The organism is Planctomycetaceae bacterium, from assembly GCA_021371795.1.
Taxonomy (GTDB): Bacteria; Planctomycetota; Phycisphaerae; order Sedimentisphaerales; family UBA12454; genus UBA12454.
In genome coordinates this window covers 17740-33103 of record JAJFVK010000011.1, presented here as the reverse complement: position 1 = coordinate 33103, position 15364 = coordinate 17740, and the positions used below count along the sequence as shown (strand labels likewise).

Genomic DNA, 15364 nt, shown 5'->3' with positions numbered 1-15364 from the left:
CAGTCGAAAAGTCCGGAGAGCATCATAAGAAATCCTTTGCCAATGATATGAAAAACCGTAATTTACTTGTCAATGAGCTAACTATATCAAATGTGCGGCGAACTGCACGAAATTTTGTTAATTTTTAGAGATACCCTTAAGAATTCTACTTTTCACTTATTCTATTAACTTGTAAAACAGCTCCGCTTGTGTTGATTTTATTCTCTTTTTTCTTCCGCCAAAACTGCCAGTATTTTCGATGCCGTTTCATCCGATATGTCTTCGTGCTGTTCCTGCGGTAAGGGCGTTTTTTGTTCGCCCTGCGATTTCAGATACAGCAGTTCGACACACGCCTTTCTGCTGATTTCCTCATTTTGGCTCTGGCACAAACTCATCAGCACCGCCAGTGCCATCGGCTTGAACTTGGCCAGCATTGTGTCGGCCTGTCTTTGCAGCGAGTCATGCCGTCGGTTCATTTCCACCGTGAAGTAATAATCCTCGAGCCATTTCTGCCATACGTGGCGTTTGATATTAAATTTCTGCTGAACCGCGAGTTCATCTCCGCCGTTGGTGTAAAGTTCATCGAGTGCATCATTCTGTGTTTGCGTTAATGACATTTCAGATTCCATTGTTTTTTTAAAATTTCTCTTTTAAATTTGTGCCAAAAAATTAAAATAACAATACTTATGGATGCTGCGAAAAATTTTAAACCTGATGTGATTTATCTCTGGAACAGAATTAGCGATAATTTTGAGGCACGGAGAATCATATCATTATTCAAAAACACTGAAGTAAAAATAATTAAAAATCAAAAACTGACCCATTCAGACGCCTTGTCCTCCGCCGAAGTTTTACTGAAGAGCAAAAAAGTCCTTATGATTGGAAGCACATCATCGTTTATCAATCACTTTGACGGAAACATAGGGAACAATATGAGGTGCTTCCCGTATTATAAACTTGTTCCGCTTTCAAACGGCTGTCCATATCATTGCGTCTATTGCTATCTTGCGTATGTTTACAGAAGATACGGCGCTTTCATAAAAATCAATATCAATTATTCTAAAATGCTCGAGCAAATACAAAAACTCTCATTACAAAGTCAAAATAAAATCTGTTTTAATCTCGGCGAAATGCTCGACAGTCTTGCGTTCGACCATATCACAAACATATCATCACTGCTTATTCCATTCTTTGGCAATTTGAAAAACAGTTACCTGATGATGCTCACAAAAAGTTGCAATATTGATAATTTATTAAAATTAAAACCCAACAATCAGGTTGTCGTATCATGGAGCTTAAACCCTCAAACGATTATAGATAACTATGAACTCGGAACCGCCGACCTTGAAGAAAGAATAAATGCCGCAAAACAGTGCCAGCAGCACGGCTACAGAATAAGATTCCGAATAGACCCCGGCATTCTTTGCGACAACTGGAAGCGGGAATACGCCTCGCTGATAGAAAAAATATTCAGGAACACAGAACCGGAAAATATAACCATTGGAACTTTAAGGCTTTTCAAAGGCCACACCAAACTCTCCCAAAAAGCATACAATATCAACTCTGATTTATTTGCATCATTATGTGAAACGGCCGAAGACGGCAAATTGCGATACAGCACTGAAAAACGCATCGAATTCTACAAATTTATGATAGAAAATATTAGCAGCTACAACAAAACTTCACTTGCGATTTGCCGCGAAGACAATGAGATATATCAACACTTAAATTTCAAACCACAGATTTGTAATTGTATCGCATAATTATTATACCAAACACTGTTAAAATGAACTATTGCATCTTTCTTTCGTTTCCAATATCGGCTTGTGGTAAAGATTTTTCGATTGAACGCAGACGGTATTCATAAGTTATGCTTGTTCGGCTCAATTCTTCGATTCGCTGCTGAAACTGCTTTTGCGTTTCTAAAAGACTTGTTAAATCATGCTGAAGCAGTGAAAGCTGTTTTTGCAGATTAACCCACGTTCCGACAATCAGCGCTGCAAGAAAAATCAGTTCAATCATAACGGAAAGGTCTATCTGCTTATTAAAGTTCCATCGTTTATTTTCTTGTACCGGAGTCATAACAAATCCATCCCGAAGGGATTCCTCAATTTTGATTTTTAATTTTTGATATTTGATTTTTATGGTATCGCATAAAAACAATAGTATTCCCCTATCCTGAACATTACCACGTATGTCCCTGCCGCCAGATTGCCCTGCTCGGAAAAATCTTCTGCGACATTGACCGCGATAACGCTGCTGCCGACAACCATTGGCGGAACCCCGCAGGGATTGAGTTCGACCGCTCTGACGTTGTAGTGGTTGTAGTTATATTTGCTTACGACTTTCGCGACAAAGCCGGCTATTTTGCCGCCCGCTGATGTTACGAACGCGTTCTCGTTCGGGCCGTCGCTGTTCCGCATTAATCGACTGATTAACTGCTGCTGCTCATTTTGTGTTAATTCGTCTGACATTATTTTTCCTTCGTGTCAATTCGTGTTCGTTCGTGGTTTCATTTTCGTTTTTTAGCTGCCGTTAAAATTGTCTGCTGATTTACGAAATCCACGTGCGCCTTTTCGACGCAGCAGACATTTCTTGTATCGTACAGAACGCCGAGAATGTCTCTGCTGTCTGGGCTTGTAATAATTCTGTCGCCCGGCGAAAAATAAGGCATCGCTGTCATTGTTTTGATTTGCAAATTCTCACCGGCAGATAGTCCGACGCTGCAAAGATTATTTGCATAAGCGACGATGGATGCGGTGTCGTCGATTTCGTTTGCTGTTGAGCCGACGAACGCACTCTGCGATGAAACTTTCTGATATTTGAATCTCTTGGGCAGCGTAACGATTTTGTCAACCACCGGTATAATTGAGCCAACCGCACCATCGCAAGCGGTATAATTAATTCTCTCATCGGAAAGAACCGACGCTGTAATCCTGATTTTCAGCACGCCTTTAAGAATCGCGAACCACATATCCGAATCGAACTGCTCAACGGAAAGCCAGATTCCGCACTGGTCGAGCAGAACCTTGAACGAACTCATATAATGCCACCACTTACTGCCGTTGGTGTATGACATCTCAAGATAATATCCGATAGACCCGCCGTCGTCTCCGCAGGCAAGCGAAGGATAAAATCGCCGTGCTTTGCGAATATATTTGTCCGTCTGAAAAATTTTAGAAAAATCAAATGCGCTGCCCTGATTGTACGGACTTGCTGTGTAGTCGCCAGATTCGTTTAGCACCCATTTGCGGTAAACATCTCGCACATTATTGAAATTCTCGTTCGTGGTCGGCGAATACAAATCATAAGTTGTCGTCTCAATCGCCGGATTCCAGCCTTTGACAAGATTGAAAGTCGCCTCGAAAATTTTGTAATCACCCTGCACGATGTACCGATTGGTAATCACAGGATTTTGTTTGCGAGTAACTTGTGCGATATTAGTTTTGGAAACATTGAGCGTTTCGCCCTGCCACTGACAATTCAGCTCAACCGCCCTGCCAATCCCCGGCCTGTAAAATACGATAACCCGCGAATCGACAGAAAACTTGAATCGCAGTCCCGCCTGTTTGCAGCATCGCGAAAGAGCATCAATGAGACTAAGGCCCGTAACATCGACATCGCGAATTGCGCAATTATTGGCCAGCGTTTGAAGCTGTTCCAAAATCGGATAAATCAGCTCCCCTGGTGCGATGTAAGTATGTAAAAGATAATAAATCGCATCTGCGCAAGTGAACGTAATTGCGTCATTCTCCTCGGCAGCGAACAGAATTTCGCCTTGGGCCATATTAGGCTGACCGGCAGGATTAAAGACCGTGTCCGCGGATTTGATGAATACCGCTTGCCCATTATCGTTGCGGATGTTTTGACCGTAAACTGTTTTGCGTTTGAGCTTGGCCGAATAATCTTTCGCGATGATTGTTGTGGTTTGGGCTATTTCGATTTGCTCGATGAATCCGGAGAAAATAATCAATTCATCTGGACAAGTTGTACCAATCCCAGCGTCATAAACAGTTTTAATATCAATCTTTTGCCCACACCTGACATCATCGTGTAGGGGAAGAAAGGACAACACCGCCTGATTAAACTCCGGCACACCCGCCAGCGTGATACTTTCGACAGTCAGACAATCGCAAAATTGCCCATCGAGATAAATGCTCGCACTGACAGCGCCAACAGCAAGGTTATTATTCTGCGGCTGATAAAATTCTATATTGTTTGACATATTATTACTCCAATTCCTTCGGGAGATTGCCTGTTGAGCCAGACTCTAACTTCGCCATTAAGATTATTATTCGTAACAACTCTTATGCAAAAGCGATAATGACTTTCGGCAAGAGCAGTCGTGATAAACTGATAAAACTTACGCCCCGTATATTCAACACTGCCGATTGGCGTTTGATAATCGATTGTGCCTATTCCGTTATCGCTATAGATATTGAATTTTTCGATTTTTTGAGCCTGATTGATAACATGATAAAACCATCTTAGCTTTATTTTATCGCCATCAACTTGTTCCGCTGACACATTGATAATTTTGTTACAGCCTTGTTCTATGAGGTTGCCCAAACTGTCGAATTCCACGCGTATAACAGCGTTAATGGTCTTTTCTTCATCGCCGCAGCAGTTGACTCTTCGCACGATGTAATAAGTCCTGCTCGAAGCTCCGCCGCCTGTGATTTGGAATTTTTCGTCGACATTGGTAGCGTCTTCAATCGTTTCAAAATCAACTTCGCCGATGGCTTGTCCTTTGTACAAAACCTGTCCGCCAGCCGAACGGCTCCAGAAATCGCCGTCAGTAATTCCCATACAAAGTTTGACTCCGTTGGCCGAGTCGCCGTTGTGTAAACTATCAAAAAATTTAGTTTCCATTTTATTTCTCTGTGAGCTCTGTGTTCTCTGTGGCAAAACAAAAAAAACTCTGTAGCTATTGAGGTGCTCTTTCAACCTCGCTTGTATTATCCGCTATATCCAGCGTCAATATTGTATCGCCGTTTGAATTTTTAATTTCCATATCGCCGGAAAGTTTGTTTTGCGACATCGGATAAACATTCCGCAGCAGACTGTAAAAATCGAGCCTGACTTCAACTGGAATATATCTTTCCGCGTTTGCCAAAGAGTTCACACCGTCTTTGTCGGCATCGATAACGCCGACCAAATCGCCCGCGTCAAATGGAGATGTGCCGTAAGCAACGCCGAACTTGTACCATCCTCCGCCGATTTCACTGATGACCGGCGCGGAGCTGACTTTATTTGTGCCGTCGGTTGTGATTAAAGTTTCAAAATTCATTTCACTTGCCGCGCCAGCCAAAGGCTGACCGTCTTTAGCGACATAAAAAGGTATATTGATTGCTGTATTTGCCATTAAAAAACTCCTATTTTTTAAGTTGCCTTTTCTTCGTGCCTTAGTGGCATCATTTAAAAATTGACATCCTCGCAGGATTACCTGCTGCCGAACGTTTTGTGAACTGATATTGCTGAAGCACTGCGCCGATTTGTGTTTGCCTGCCTGTGAAATCCGGCATACCTCCTCGCAAAAGCAGTGGATTGAGTACCCGAAAATCGTTGGCTGCCGCGTTGACAAATTGCGGATTGACGTTAAGTCCGTCTTCGCCGCTATAAGGCGTATCCAAAACAGAATCATCTGCAACACTGTAAGCACAGCCACAACCTGAATACGCCAGTGACCCGCTTCCATTTCGATAAATGGCCGGAATATTTTTCGCAGCGGGAATGAAGATGTTATTGTATTCGATTAAACCGCCGGCATAAGAATTGTGTCCATAACAGAGACAATACGATGTTTGGCCGTACATTGTATTATTAAAAACAATATTCTGATAATAGTACGCTCCGATACCGTAATTTCCGCCGATGAATATACTGTTGCATCCGACCGACCTGTACATCTTTGCATGTCCGCCGTTGAAAACGCAATGCGAGTAAATGTTCAGATAGCTTCCGCCGCCGATATCGAGATTCGTCGCGCCATAATCGCTGAAGTAGCAATATTTAATCATACAGCTTGTGCTGTTCGTATCGACCCACAGATTTATATAACCATCCGTAAACTTGCACTTGCTAAAAGTAACGCCGCTGCAATACTTGACGTAAAACGCGCTGTAATTGGCTGTTTTGCTATTGTTGTGAAAATGAATATTCCGCCAGTGAACATTATTTTTCTGATATTGATAGACCACGTGATTGGTTGCGCCCTGCCCGTCTATATCGACCCAGCAATTGGAAGCTGTGGGATTCATTGGCCCGCCCCAGAATGTCTGCCCCATATCCATATCGCTGATATGATTTACCAAATCGCAGTTAGCAATGTTGTTGTAGCCAATAAAGTAGATGTGCGTATTGTCAGCATAAGACCCTGTGCACCCTACCGTAAATATTCCGTAATATACGCCGTCGTTTTTAATCCAGACATAATCACCCGCTGTCGCACCTGCCAATGCGTTTGCCAAACTCCAGGCATTTGCTTCGCTGTTGCCGTCGCCAGTTCCCAAAGGCCCGGCCGATGATATGAATTTATCCGCCATGATTATACTCCCGGTACGTAGTAATTACATCTTGCGTCGGTAACCGATGTGATATCTCCGCCGCTTGTGGTGATGATTGCCAGCCTCAAATGCGGAGTTGTCGACATCGTTGGAAATTGCGAATACTCGTTGATAACCAGAGTGCCTGACGAGTCGATATAAACATAGATATTGCTTTTGTCGTCGGCCAGGGTATTTCCGCTTGTCCCTGCGTATTCAACAAGCGTTGTGCCGACCCAAAACTTGCCGCTTTTAACGCCGATATTCAAACCACCCTCATCAAAGACACGCAAGTCATTCGCTCTTTTAGTTGCCAGAATCAGCCGGTAAAGCAGTTTGCGAAATTCAAGATAATAAGGCGATTTACCAGTCGAGATGTACTCAACACCGGTCTCACTGTCGTTCAAAATATTCAGCAGTTCGCTGTCTGATGGATAAACTTCACTCATTTGAAAATCTCCTATAATGTGCTTAAAGTTATTTTGTTGGTTTGTTTGTCAAAAGAATCTATTGTTACTTTTCCAGCAGGTTTCGCCTGTTGAATGATGGTTACTGTCTCGGTCGCACTTTCTGTTTGATTACCATTGCAATCTGTGATTTTCAGTTTGAAGCTATGCACTCCGGTACCAAGTTGCCGACTTTGCCAGCAGAACATATCAGCGTCGAAACCAAATCGCCCGCAACCAAATACTCCTTTGCCGAATCCGCTTGCCGCTCCGCCGTCAAACCCGAAATCGCTTTGGCCGAAACTGCCAAGCCCAAACCCGATAAGTTCAGAAATTCTTATTGCCTCATTGGTAAGTTTCTCATCCTCACGATAAATATCAATGTAGCCGCCTGTCATTTTTGGAAACTCTATTTTGACGCGGGATAAATTACGTCCCGACTCGGTTAGCTCTGAAAAATCGGTATCAGCGTTTTGCGAATCTACCGCATAGACTTCTATCCTGACAGCGGCCTGTTGCGACATCGGCACAGATATAATCATTTGTCTTTGCGAAGTGTCTGTTGTTGCTCCGCCGAATTTGCCGTTGACATAAACCTGATGCGGCAGATTGTAGGTGGATTGCCATTTGACAAGAACAAATCCTGTAAGCTGATTTGACTTTCCGTCTCCGCTTACACCTACTGGCAGCGAAAACACACGAACGTTACTTATTCCATCGCTTAAAATCATATTATGCCTGTTTGATATATGTGATATGATATGAACAGCTCATGTACGCTCCGCTTTTGATAACTGATTCAGTCTCAAACGTCTCAACAAGAAGATTATCAAACACCCTGCCGTCCGAACTTCTTAAAATATGCAGTTGCCCGTCAATCAATTCGTTGATTGCATCGATTTGCCGCTGAAGCTCGGCTTCATTCTTAGCCCGCAGTTGCCCTGTTTGCGCAAGTTTTCTCTCACGAAGCCCCATATCGATGGTTAATTGACCGTCAAGCCCCGCCGCAGACCGCTGAACAACGCCTCTATTGAGCGTTTTGACTTCGATTTCAAAAGTTTCATCATCAAAAAATATATTATCTAACGCAGGCCGCATATTAGTCCCTCATCAATCTGACGCTTGAGCCGTTAAATCCGAAATCAGCAATCTCATCATTGCCCAAATCAATGCTTATCTTGCATCGTTGAAACGCTTTTTCATAAAGCTGCCTGTAATAGCCGCTCTTCTTCCAGAAATTTTCTTTATCGCTGTCAGCCTTGCTCGCAAGCGTCGCATAAACAATCGACAGAACCCCATAAACAGAAACTTGTTTGAGCACAGAAGCATCGAGAATATCATCAACGCTATATTGCCCATCCGCAACCCCAGGCCGTAATCCGAAATACTGCGCAAGCTGTAAAAGCAATTCATTGCTTTGCGCCTGATATGTGCAGATTCTGTAATTTACCGCATCACTGTCTTGTACAGGAATAGCGTTAGTCTGGTTATCCGCTCGCAGAACTGAAATCGCAAGCTGTGTGTCTGAATTTACAGATACAATCTCATAAACGCAGTCAACGGTTCTGTCTTCGTTATGTACATAAACAACCATTCCCGCCGTGATTTGCGCGTTTGTAAAATTCCCACCCGCAGCGTTTAATATCGAGTTGCTGATTGTTGCGCCGCTTCCGCCTGCCAACACCTGACCTGCGAAATGCAAATCGCCGAACAAAATCGGCTCATATTTCAGAATATCAACATCATTTGAAAAACTGTTCATTGTTACCTCTTAAAATAAAAAACATAGCGAAGCCATTCCAAAGTTTTTAGTTAATTTTGGCCGGGTGGTATATCTAACCTTTAAGTATGTATCGTTCTGTAGATAAACGCACCCAGCCGAAAAAATATAACCTCTTTTAATTACGCTGTTGCCAAATCTCTGATGACCCCGTGCGCAGCTTCATTCTTGAATTCGAGTGTGTATTCGCCGATGAGCTGGCCGCACTCATAATCGCCGCTGCTTGCCAGCGGTTTGAAGTGGAAGCTTCTGCCCGCAAGCGGAAGTACACTGACACGTGAAGAATCGAGGAACAGAACGGCATCCTGCGGAACCCACCTGCTGGTGATAATCCTGCAAACACCGAAATCGCTTTCATAAACGCTCACCATATCGGTGTAGGCCTTATCAGCAGGTCCGAAACTTCTGCTTGCTGTCAGGAACGAGTTGATTTTTCGTTTCTGATAACCGCCGACAACAATCAAATCTACTGTGCCGCAGCTGTTTTCCCAAATCTTGCGAAGAACGTAATTGATTTTCGCCTCGTCAAGTTCCGTACCTGACGGCAAACCGGAATCACCTGTACGGAATATATTTGTATCAATGCTTTGCACGATACCTTTCATACTCCTGCGAACAGATGCCGAGCCTTGCGGATTGGCCGCTGGCTGTCCGCCGTTGATTATTGTGTTCTCAAGGTCGCGGATAAGTTCACGCAGTCTTTCCGATTTCTGATAATCCATCTCGTCAGAAATACCCAGATGACTGGCGGCAATATTGGTACCGCTTACTTCAACGCCTGCTGTAAAAATCTGCGTGTAGTTTCCGCAGCGAACACGATTGGTAAATCTCGCCGCAGGCTTATCATCACCTTCGAGCGCCGCGTTGCCGAGAATATAAACAACTTGTGCATCGGCTATATTTTCAGCCGTTGTACCCGCATAACCTCGCACTACAGTCAGCGTATTACTGGAAACACCGGTAACAAGCATCAGCTCTTCGCTGCCTTCAGCCTGAATCTGGTCACCAGTTCTAAATCTGCTGCCATTGATAACATCGAAACTGGTTTCGGTGTCAGGAACACTGATAGAACTGTCGCTGATAGTGTCTTTGTTAGGAATCAGAGAATCTTCCAGCCATTCATGATATGTGCTCCTTGCCTCACGAAGCGGGTCGCCCAGTGCATCGAGCAAAAAAGTTTCCACCGGCGATATGATTCCGACAATGTCAGAAACGTCTTCCGCTATTTCAGGCAGTGTTACGCCTGCTGAATATGTTGATTTACCTGTAAATGCCATAATTTATTTCCTTTCAATAGTTGGTTAGCCCTGCCAACATTACAATCTCCGATTCTTCAGGATTTTGTTTTCCTTGAAAAACAAAATCAGAGGAGACCTTGGCAGGGTTGTCATTTCACTACAATAAATTCCGTCTTGTTCGCAGGTACTCCTGCAAATCCGCTCTTGAACTGGTTTGGCTTGCTTTTTTCGCCGCACGTTCAAGAACGCCTGTTGTCTGCGACAACTTGTTTTTGACTCCACTTGTCTTTGCGATTACCGTTGGAGCAGGCGATTCGCTGAAAAGATAACTTTTTTCTTTCCGCATTTGTTCAACAACATCGTCAGCCGAGACTTGAGAATCTTTTTCAAGCCTGCTTCTGCCGATAATTACCGCCGCTTCCAAATCCTTCACACCTGCCGAAACAAACTTATCGATTAACTGGCGTTCGATAGACATTTGTGAAATATTTCTGTTTAATTTTTCAATTTCACTTTTGTGCTCGATAAGCGCCTGCTCTAAAAGCGTTTTCTTCTGCTCGGCCATCTGTGCCCTTTTGCGGTACCGAATCGCCTCGCTCACATCCACGAGTTTTTCGCCCCGCTGCTCTTGTTCATCTGAACCCTGAATTTCTGTGTCATTCTGACTCATTCAAAACCCTTTCTATACAGTGTAAATCCGTGTTAATCAGTGTCTAAAATACAGTGTAAATCCGTGTCTATATTTTCATTTCATATCCCAGCTCCCGCAGCACTTGTTCTTTCGATACTCCGATTTCTAATTTCATTTTCGCTTCATCGAGTTTTTCGGAAGTATTCTCCGGCAGCGGACTTGGGAAGATAACATCAAAGACTCTTTCGTCTTTTGCATTTGGATAAATCTTCGTAACATCAAGCAGATGCATTACCATTGCCGCGATTTCTTTAAGTCCCTGACCGTAAGCGTAGTGTTTGCGTTCAGTCTTCGCCAGCATTCCCATCAGCGTCATCTTCAATGCGATTGCGCTTGTAAGATTTCCGATTTTGTCTTTAAGCACACCCGCCGCCACAGGCGTAACTCCGCTGGTTTTGTCTAATGCTTCGCGTATTTCCTGAATATGTACATCTTCGCTCGGCGAACTGCTGTCTCCGCCGAACTGCTGAATACTCGCGTCAGGATTATCCGTGCACCACATTCTGCCCGGCGATACCGCTCGATTTTCAACACCCTCGATACCCTTTGCCAGATACATTTTGAACGCCTGGAAAGTTATCCTGCTCGCCCTGTCGCTCAATCTTGTGTTTAGTTCGTCTTGCAGAGGAATAAGTGCTTCGACATCGCTGATACCCTCATAATACAATGGCTGCGCGATATTTTGAATGTGTACAACCGGAAGAATCCCAAGAAGATTTGCCCCTTCGGAAACAAGCTGTTTGTCCTCATATCTCTGCCACCAGTCAGCCGATAAAACTTCCGTGACAGCGGTTGTTCTTCTGGATGCGTTGCTGTTTTGAGGCGATAAGAGTCTTCGCAGAAAATTTCCTTCGGATGAAATGTCATTTTTCTGCTCAATGAAATGCTGAACATAGAAATTAATTTTGCGATAATCTCTTTCATCGAGAATAGGCAGTGCTCTTTGGGCTTCTATTAATTCCAGACTGCAATCGCTGACCAGTTCCATCACCTCGTTAGCCTCCGGCTTTATGCCGGGGGTTCGTAAAAATTCCGCGATTTTCTGTCCCGGCCGAACAATGCAGTCCACGAACCCATAAACCGCTCCGAGCACTGCCATATCCTGAAAGAATCTCACTCCTCCGTTGGAATTGAATACCTGTTTGATGATTTTATCAATTTCTGTGCGTCTGTTTTTGTCTTCCGCCCTGCTGACAATATCAACACCTTTGCCGAATAGAAAATCAACCATTGCATTCACACGCCAGCCGATATCGTTTTCGATAACAACTTCTTTGCGTTCGACATCCGCGACAGCTTTTCCGCCAGTGATACCGCTTGCCTGCGTGCGTTTGATACCAGTAATCCGCACCGGCAGTCCCATTTCCTGTGCCTGAATGTAGGTCTTGGCTGATTCATTGAGTTTTGAATCAGCGGCAGATAGACCGATTGGCGAGTACATTGGATTCTGATAATAATCCCACAGCTTGCCGAAATGCGATTGCATATCAACCCATTGCTCATCGACGAGCCAGTTGATAAATGCCGGATTAATATTTTCTGCTTCTAATTTTGAAAAATCGAATGCCATATTTACTCCAATAAAAACATCTTCCACAATTTTGATTTTTAATTTTTGATATTTAATTTATTCTTCTACCCTTTATATAAGCGTGCGCATTTTTGAAATGACTGACGTAAAAAAAATACAAATTGCCGCAAATACCCGCCAAATATGGCTTAAAAATTTTAAAAATTTAAAAACTCGCATTTTTTCGCTTGCGCATAATTGACTGATAAATTTCAGGGATAATTCCTATTGACATTGCAAACTAAGAATGTAGGATGTTTTTTATAACGTTGGGAACATGAGAGAAGTTAATATTTTTTAGGAGGTAGAGAAAATGGGACATTCCATCAATTCATCATAGAGATTTTATAACCATTTTGTTGTATTTAGTTCGTGGTTAGCCCTGCCAGCATTTTAAATCCCGAATTTTCTGGATTTTGTTGAGGCACAGCGGAAACCTTGAAAAACAAAATCAAAGGAAACTATGGCAGGGTTTCAGTACCGCAGGATGAAAGTCCGCGGTCAACTGTCATTCCCGACCTGATCGGTTACAACCCCTGTGGGGGAATCCACGTTAAATATTTTTTTGAAAAGGAGAAGAACATGAAAAAGTTGTTAACTTTAATATTGGTGATGTTATTTTTATTTGCAACAACCTCCTATGTTTTTGGAGCTTACTCATATATTAATGGATGGGGGAGCCAAGGAACTGGTAATGGACAATTTATTTCACCACGTGATATCGCTTTTGATTCTTCGGGTAATGCTTATGTATCTGACAATGACAACCATCGAATTCAAAAGTTTGACAGTACTGGAATTTATATAACACAATGGCATTGCAACGATCCCTTGGGTATCGCAGCAGATCAATCAGGAAATATTTATGTTGCAGATGCAGGCGGAAACCTCATTCATAAATTTTCAACTAACAACGGAATCAGTTATACTGAAATGGATTCATGGTATGCAAATCATCCGATAGGCATAACAGTAAGTCCTACAGGATATATATTCATCACAGAAGAAACTACTAATACCATCAAAAAATTTACTAACAACGGGATTGTTGAAATAATTTGGGGTGAAACAGGAAGTGGTAACAGTCAATTTGACACACCTACTTTTATTGCAGTTGATTCTTTAAACTACGTATATGTTGCAGACTATGGAAATAACCGAATACAAAAATTTAGCGAAAATGGTACTTTTATAGACACATGGTATGGATGCGATCACCCAGAAGGCGTAGCCATAGATTCTTCAGATAACATATATGTAACCGCTTATAATGACAACTTGATTAAGAAGTTTACAAGTAGTGGTAGCTTTATAGAACAGTGGGGGGCAAGTGGTATTGGTGAAGGAGAGTTCACTAATCCTATTGGACTTGAAGTTAACGCTTCAGGATATGTCTATGTTGCAGATCATGGCAATAACCGGATACAAGTTTTCATCCCCGAACCGACAACCATCACCCTGCTGGCTCTCGGCGGATTGATTTTAAGAAAAAAGTAAAAACATATATCCTCTGTGGTTGTCGTCATTATCCAGAACGGCCATCACAGAGGATTTTTTATTTCTGATATATCATTTTGATTTTTAATATTTGATTTTTGATTTATTATATCCGGCCTTTTTTACTTGTTGTACCAATCGAAATCCTATATAATTACCAAAACTTTTTTTATTAGAAGTTAATAATAACAGTGTTAATCCGTGTAAATCTGTGTCTTTTCCATTGCGATAGAGCCTCTTAAACTTTTTAAAGGATTATAATTATGGCCGAAAACGACGACATTCTTGAGGAAATTATAGCCTTCGCGATTGATAACGAAATTGAGGCGTACCATTTTTATACCGACATTGCCGCAAAAGCAAGTAATCCTGAAATGAAAAATGTGCTTCTCGATTTTGCCGCCGAAGAAAAGGAACATTGGAAACTCCTCAAAGATTTCAAAAAAGGCAAAAAAGTTTCACTTGGCGGCGATAAAATCCCGGATTTGAAAATCGCCGGTTACGCTGTTGATATCCAGCCGACGGAAAATATGAAATATCAGGATATTCTTACTCTTGCGATGAAAAAGGAAAAGGCCGCGTTTATGTTATATACCGACCTTGCTGATAGCGTCGATTCACCCGAAGCCAAAGAGCTTTTTACCGCCCTCGCCCAGCAGGAGGCAAAACACAAACTCCGCTTTGAGCTTGAATATGACAACGTGGTTCTAAAAGAAGATTAACCGTTTCATACAATGACCGCCAAAGATATAATCAAAATGTTCAATATGATTCCCCTTCCCGACGAAGGCGGCTTTTACGTGGAAACATATCGCGCATCCGAAAAAATCAATAACCTGCCCGCCAGATACGAAGGCCGCAGAACTTTTTCGACTGCGATTCTTTATTTGATAACGCCGACGAGTTTTTCCAAATTGCACAAAGTAAAAAGCGATGAGGTCTTCCATTTCCACCTTGGCGACCCTGTCGAAATGCTGCAAATCAATGAAACCGGCAAAACAGAAACTCAAATCCTCGGCACAGACTGCTTAAAAGGCCAAAAGCCGCAGGCCGTTGTTTACAAAGACACCTGGCAGGGAACAAAACTCGTAAAAGGCGGCAAATTCGCCCTTCTCGGCTGCACCGTTGCCCCCGGCTTTGAATTCGCAGACTATATCTCAGCCGATAGAGATGTACTTATAAAGCAATTTCCAAATCTGAAAAAGCAGATTGAATTATATCTATAACCAATGAGAACACAAAATGACAGAAGAAGTTAAAACAAAATATGCTGTATTAATCATTGGGGCAATAGGATTCACACTCCTGCTTATTATTGCTGCTATCGATATTATTGGCGTAAGGATAATTAACCGGAATGGACTTGTATTCGATATTCATTGTTATTCTATGGGCATTACTTTCTGGCTTGCATCATCTATTTTTATAATCACTTTATACAAACTTAAATTATTCAAAAAAAAATCAATAAATATCTTATTAGGTTTTTCGCTTGGCGGATTTTGGTGGCTAATGGCCTTTATATTTCTAATGATGGGATTTCATAGTATAATTGGCGGTTCATACTGATTTTCAAAATTAAATAAGAAAGTTTTGTAGGATTGGCTTTGGCAGATTA

General features: G+C 42.5%; 19 protein-coding genes. 5 read left to right on the top strand and 14 right to left on the bottom strand.

What is annotated here, in order from left to right:
• Nucleotides 1-197: 197 nt before the first annotated feature.
• Nucleotides 198-596, bottom strand: a complete 399-nt coding sequence (locus LLF92_05375; GenBank protein MCE5340544.1) for a hypothetical protein — start codon at nucleotides 594-596, stop codon at nucleotides 198-200.
• Nucleotides 597-665: 69 nt separating this feature from the next.
• On the opposite strand from LLF92_05375, the gene LLF92_05370 reads away from it, so the two are divergent.
• The gene (locus LLF92_05370) at nucleotides 666-1742 is read left to right on the top strand and encodes a hypothetical protein (GenBank protein MCE5340543.1); all 1077 of its coding nucleotides are present in this window, start codon (nucleotides 666-668) and stop codon (nucleotides 1740-1742) included.
• 28 nt (nucleotides 1743-1770) lie between these two features.
• Here LLF92_05370 and LLF92_05365 read toward each other — a convergent pair whose 3' ends face one another.
• The 13 genes from LLF92_05365 to LLF92_05305 all read right to left on the bottom strand — a co-directional run bounded on the left by LLF92_05365 (nucleotide 1771) and on the right by LLF92_05305 (nucleotide 12249).
• Nucleotides 1771-2061 carry a hypothetical protein gene (locus tag LLF92_05365; GenBank protein MCE5340542.1) on the bottom strand — a complete coding sequence of 97 codons (291 nt, stop codon included), beginning with the start codon at nucleotides 2059-2061 and terminating at the stop codon, nucleotides 1771-1773.
• Nucleotides 2062-2120: 59 nt separating this feature from the next.
• Nucleotides 2121-2453 carry a hypothetical protein gene (locus LLF92_05360; GenBank protein ID MCE5340541.1) on the bottom strand — a complete coding sequence of 111 codons (333 nt, stop codon included), beginning with the start codon at nucleotides 2451-2453 and terminating at the stop codon, nucleotides 2121-2123.
• Between the two features lie 38 nt (nucleotides 2454-2491).
• Nucleotides 2492-4204: a hypothetical protein gene (locus LLF92_05355; GenBank protein ID MCE5340540.1), complete on the bottom strand. Its 1713-nt coding sequence runs from the start codon at nucleotides 4202-4204 to the stop codon at nucleotides 2492-2494.
• Entirely contained in the window at nucleotides 4189-4851 is a 663-nt protein-coding gene (locus LLF92_05350; protein ID MCE5340539.1) for a hypothetical protein, read from the bottom strand. Before LLF92_05350 ends, LLF92_05355 begins: the two co-directional genes overlap by 16 nt.
• Before the next feature lie 55 nt (nucleotides 4852-4906).
• The gene (locus LLF92_05345) at nucleotides 4907-5344 is read right to left on the bottom strand and encodes a hypothetical protein (GenBank protein ID MCE5340538.1); all 438 of its coding nucleotides are present in this window, start codon (nucleotides 5342-5344) and stop codon (nucleotides 4907-4909) included.
• A gap of 49 nt (nucleotides 5345-5393) precedes the next feature.
• The gene (locus LLF92_05340) at nucleotides 5394-6524 is read right to left on the bottom strand and encodes a hypothetical protein (GenBank protein MCE5340537.1); all 1131 of its coding nucleotides are present in this window, start codon (nucleotides 6522-6524) and stop codon (nucleotides 5394-5396) included.
• Between the two features lie 2 nt (nucleotides 6525-6526).
• Nucleotides 6527-6973 (bottom strand): hypothetical protein, encoded by a 447-nt coding sequence (locus LLF92_05335; protein ID MCE5340536.1) that lies wholly within the window; start codon nucleotides 6971-6973, stop codon nucleotides 6527-6529.
• Between the two features lie 11 nt (nucleotides 6974-6984).
• Nucleotides 6985-7701 carry a hypothetical protein gene (locus tag LLF92_05330; GenBank protein MCE5340535.1) on the bottom strand — a complete coding sequence of 239 codons (717 nt, stop codon included), beginning with the start codon at nucleotides 7699-7701 and terminating at the stop codon, nucleotides 6985-6987.
• A 1-nt stretch (nucleotide 7702) separates the two neighbouring features.
• Nucleotides 7703-8068: a hypothetical protein gene (locus tag LLF92_05325; protein ID MCE5340534.1), complete on the bottom strand. Its 366-nt coding sequence runs from the start codon at nucleotides 8066-8068 to the stop codon at nucleotides 7703-7705.
• A 1-nt stretch (nucleotide 8069) separates the two neighbouring features.
• A complete protein-coding gene (locus tag LLF92_05320; GenBank protein ID MCE5340533.1) occupies nucleotides 8070-8732 on the bottom strand; it encodes a hypothetical protein in 663 nt (220 codons plus the stop codon).
• Between the two features lie 140 nt (nucleotides 8733-8872).
• Nucleotides 8873-10027, bottom strand: coding sequence for a DUF5309 domain-containing protein (locus LLF92_05315; protein ID MCE5340532.1), 1155 nt, complete (start codon nucleotides 10025-10027; stop codon nucleotides 8873-8875).
• Nucleotides 10028-10145: 118 nt separating this feature from the next.
• Nucleotides 10146-10658 carry a hypothetical protein gene (locus LLF92_05310; GenBank protein MCE5340531.1) on the bottom strand — a complete coding sequence of 171 codons (513 nt, stop codon included), beginning with the start codon at nucleotides 10656-10658 and terminating at the stop codon, nucleotides 10146-10148.
• A 67-nt stretch (nucleotides 10659-10725) separates the two neighbouring features.
• The gene (locus tag LLF92_05305; GenBank protein ID MCE5340530.1) at nucleotides 10726-12249 is read right to left on the bottom strand and encodes a phage portal protein; all 1524 of its coding nucleotides are present in this window, start codon (nucleotides 12247-12249) and stop codon (nucleotides 10726-10728) included.
• A 582-nt stretch (nucleotides 12250-12831) separates the two neighbouring features.
• On the opposite strand from LLF92_05305, the gene LLF92_05300 reads away from it, so the two are divergent.
• The 4 genes from LLF92_05300 to LLF92_05285 all read left to right on the top strand — a co-directional run bounded on the left by LLF92_05300 (nucleotide 12832) and on the right by LLF92_05285 (nucleotide 15315).
• Nucleotides 12832-13746 (top strand): hypothetical protein, encoded by a 915-nt coding sequence (locus tag LLF92_05300; protein ID MCE5340529.1) that lies wholly within the window; start codon nucleotides 12832-12834, stop codon nucleotides 13744-13746.
• A 263-nt stretch (nucleotides 13747-14009) separates the two neighbouring features.
• The gene (locus tag LLF92_05295; GenBank protein MCE5340528.1) at nucleotides 14010-14468 is read left to right on the top strand and encodes a ferritin family protein; all 459 of its coding nucleotides are present in this window, start codon (nucleotides 14010-14012) and stop codon (nucleotides 14466-14468) included.
• A 12-nt stretch (nucleotides 14469-14480) separates the two neighbouring features.
• Nucleotides 14481-14972, top strand: a complete 492-nt coding sequence (locus LLF92_05290) for a cupin domain-containing protein (GenBank protein ID MCE5340527.1) — start codon at nucleotides 14481-14483, stop codon at nucleotides 14970-14972.
• 16 nt (nucleotides 14973-14988) lie between these two features.
• Entirely contained in the window at nucleotides 14989-15315 is a 327-nt protein-coding gene (locus tag LLF92_05285; protein MCE5340526.1) for a hypothetical protein, read from the top strand.
• The last annotated feature ends 49 nt before the right edge of the window (nucleotides 15316-15364 follow it).